Here is a 2,930-nt window from a genome sequence, read left to right as displayed (position 1 = left end):
GGACCGAGCACCGCAACTGGCTACCACCCGCACCGGACACCGTGACCATCACGCGGCACGGCACAAGCTAAGTCACCGGCATTGGGCCTAGCCCTCGAGCGGTCGGTGCACCTCGCCCGTTCCCAGGGTGATCACGGCCCGGGGCCGCATGGGCCCCTCGTCGCGCCGGGACAGCACGACCACCTCGTCGACCACGGCCGGAAGCGTTCCGAGCCGCACGGCACACTCGGCGGCAAGGCTCTTCGGGTCCTGGGTGCGCCCCAGGGACAGATGCGGGGTGAAGCGGCCACCGCGCCCGTGGCACAGCGGGAACCTCCGCCCCAGCTTCCGCTGGAGACCGGCCCATGGCGCCGGGTCTGCCGCGGCCGGATCGAGCCACACCGTCGCGTAGTGCCGGTGCAGGAAGTACCGCACCCCGGCCAGGCGCGCCGGGAACGGCGTGCTCTCCGCCGCCGAAGCGGCCAGCAACGGCAGGGCCCGCGCGAACTCCTCCTCCGGCACGAACCCGAACAGCAGATTCACATGCGGCGGCCACCGCCGTACCTGCGGATCGTGCTCCCAGCGGATGTCCTGAATCACCGGCCAAAGCTCCCGGGGCGGCAGCCACGCAACAGCCGACCTGGCCGTCGGCGCCACTTCCAGGGCATCCAGCGGCTCGGCCCCGCCGAAGACCGGATTCCCGTCCACCTGCCCATGGTCCCAGAGCGGGCGCAGCCCCGAAGCACCGAACGGGTCCGCCGCACGGCACCGGCTCGTGTCGCGATGAAGTCCCGCAGCCGGGACATACTCGTACGTCGGAACATACTTGTGTGTATCACCGCGAAACGCGCAATTGTTACGAGCGGATCGCATCGCAGCACGGGAGGCATCATGAGTCAGCAGCCGATCCCCCTGCCCTACGACGATCCCTCCTTCGTCATGGATCCCTTTCCGTTCTACGGGCAGCTACGCGAGGACGGCCCGGTGCGCCGCGCCATCCTCGCCGGCGGCCTCGAGGCCTGGCTGGTCACACGCTACGAGGACAGCCTCGCCGCGCTGTCGGATCCGCGGCTGAGCAGCGACATCCGCGACGCGTCGGACCCACGCCTCATGCAGCGGCTGCCCACGACGGAGCGCGAATCCTTTCTGAGCAACATGCTCCGTGCCGACCCACCCGATCACACCCGCCTGCGCCGCCTGGTCTCGAAGGCGTTCACCGCGCGCAGGGTGGCCGAGCTGCGGCCCCGCGTACAGGCCATCGCCGACGACCTGCTCGACGCGGTGGTGCCGGCCGGCCGCGCGGACCTCGTCGAGGACTTCGCGCTGCCGCTTCCGGTCACCGTTATCAGCGAGCTCCTCGGGGTGCCCGTGGCGGACAGGCACGACTTCCAGCGCTGGACCGACGACATGGTCAACCGCGCCATGGAGCCGCCGGACCCGGCCGTGGTGGAGCGAGCGTGGCGGCACATGCGCTCGTACGTCACCAAGCTCCTCGAGGCCAAACGCGCGCGGCCGGGCGACGACCTGCTCAGCGCGTTGATCATCGCCCGCGACGAGGAGCAGCGACTGGACGAGGACGAGCTCATCGCCATGGCATTCCTGCTGCTGGTAGCGGGATACATCACCACGGTCAACCTGATCGGCGGGGGCATCGCCGCACTGCTCACCCACCCCGACCAGCTGGGGATGCTCCGGGACGACGCGGCGCTGCTGCCGAACGCGATCGAGGAGTTCCTCCGCCACGACGGGCCGGTCAACCCGGGGATCGCCCGGTTCGCGCGCGAGGACGTCGAGATCGCCGGGGTGGCCATCCCGCGCGGGGCGACCGTGGTGATCGCCTCGGCCATCGCCGACCGCGATCCGGCGCGGTTCCCCGATCCCGATCGCCTGGACATCGGCAGGCGCGACAACGCACACCTCGCGTTCGGGCACGGCATCCACTACTGCCTCGGAGCGCCGCTGGCCCGGCTGGAGGGGCAGGTCGCCATGGCCACCGTGCTGCGCCGCCTGCCCGATCTCGAGCTGGCCGTACCGCCCGGCGAACTGCGCTGGAGACTCGGTGGACTGCGTGGCCCCGAGCACCTGCCCGTCACGTTCACCCCCGGCCACACGGCGTCGGCGTTCACGGACCCCAGGGGAGAAGCGCGTCACCCCGCGGCCAGTCGTCACGGCCGATGACCCGGATTTCTTCGTCCGTCGGCGCGCACCGGTCGCGCAACCCGTTTCCGCCCTCTGGCGGACACGCGTAGACCTCGGGCACCATCTCCCTGCACCGCCTGCACAGCCGCCCCACAGGAAGCACGGCCAACAGCAGGAAGGGTCCCCATGAAGGCCACACGGATCACGAAGACCCGCGCCGCCCTGACCGCACTCGCCCTCGTCGTCGCCCCCGGCGTCGCCGTCCTCGGCACCGCCACCGACGCCTTCGCCGTCACCAAGATCAGCCACGCCACCGCCACCCAGATGTTCCGCCAGGTCGGGATCACGTGGTCGTCCTCCGGCAACTGCTCCGACCGCAACAACTCGACGTGTACGTCTTTCGAGCAGCTCAACCTCGCCACCGCCCAGGGCGCACAGACCCTCAAGAGCGCGAGCGGCTGCGCCCTCAACATCACCGGCGGTACGGAAACCGGCCACGCCTCCGGCACGTACTCGCACTGGAACGGCTACAAGCTCGACTACGGCAAGAACACGTGCATCGGGAACTACATCAAGAACAACTTCACGTACATCGGCCTCCGCGGCGACGGCGCCCCGCAATGGCGGTCGGGTTCCGGCAACATCTACGCCGACGAGGGCAGCCACTGGGACGTCCTCTACTACAACTGCGGCGGCTGCTGAGCCGGTCCGTGGTCCGCCGCCGGCCCCACGCCGCGCCCGGGCGCGGGCGGGCGGGGGCCCCCCCCGGGTGCCGGTCAGGGGCTGGGGCGGGGGGGGGGGGTGGGGGTGCG

General features: G+C 71.0%; 3 protein-coding genes. 2 read left to right on the top strand and 1 reads right to left on the bottom strand.

Translation table 11 applies throughout. The features are described from left to right. Positions 1 to 87 precede the first annotated feature (87 nt). On the bottom strand, positions 88 to 687 hold the full coding sequence (locus ACFW2E_RS44540; protein ID WP_384477211.1) for a 2'-5' RNA ligase family protein: 600 nt from the start codon (positions 685 to 687) through the stop codon (positions 88 to 90). Between the two features lie 183 nt (positions 688 to 870). On the opposite strand from ACFW2E_RS44540, the gene ACFW2E_RS44535 reads away from it, so the two are divergent. Both ACFW2E_RS44535 and ACFW2E_RS44530 read left to right on the top strand, forming a co-directional pair. Beyond that, entirely contained in the window at positions 871 to 2,157 is a 1,287-nt protein-coding gene (locus ACFW2E_RS44535) for a cytochrome P450 (protein ID WP_384477208.1), read from the top strand. 147 nt (positions 2,158 to 2,304) lie between these two features. Continuing rightward, on the top strand, positions 2,305 to 2,820 hold the full coding sequence (locus tag ACFW2E_RS44530; protein WP_384477206.1) for a hypothetical protein: 516 nt from the start codon (positions 2,305 to 2,307) through the stop codon (positions 2,818 to 2,820). The last annotated feature ends 110 nt before the right edge of the window (positions 2,821 to 2,930 follow it).

This window comes from Streptomyces sp. NPDC058964 (genome assembly GCF_042741275.1).
Classification (GTDB): Bacteria; Actinomycetota; Actinomycetes; order Streptomycetales; family Streptomycetaceae; genus Streptomyces.
The sequence above is the reverse complement of the archived record's forward strand: the minus strand, read 5'-3'. Positions and strand labels throughout refer to the sequence as shown.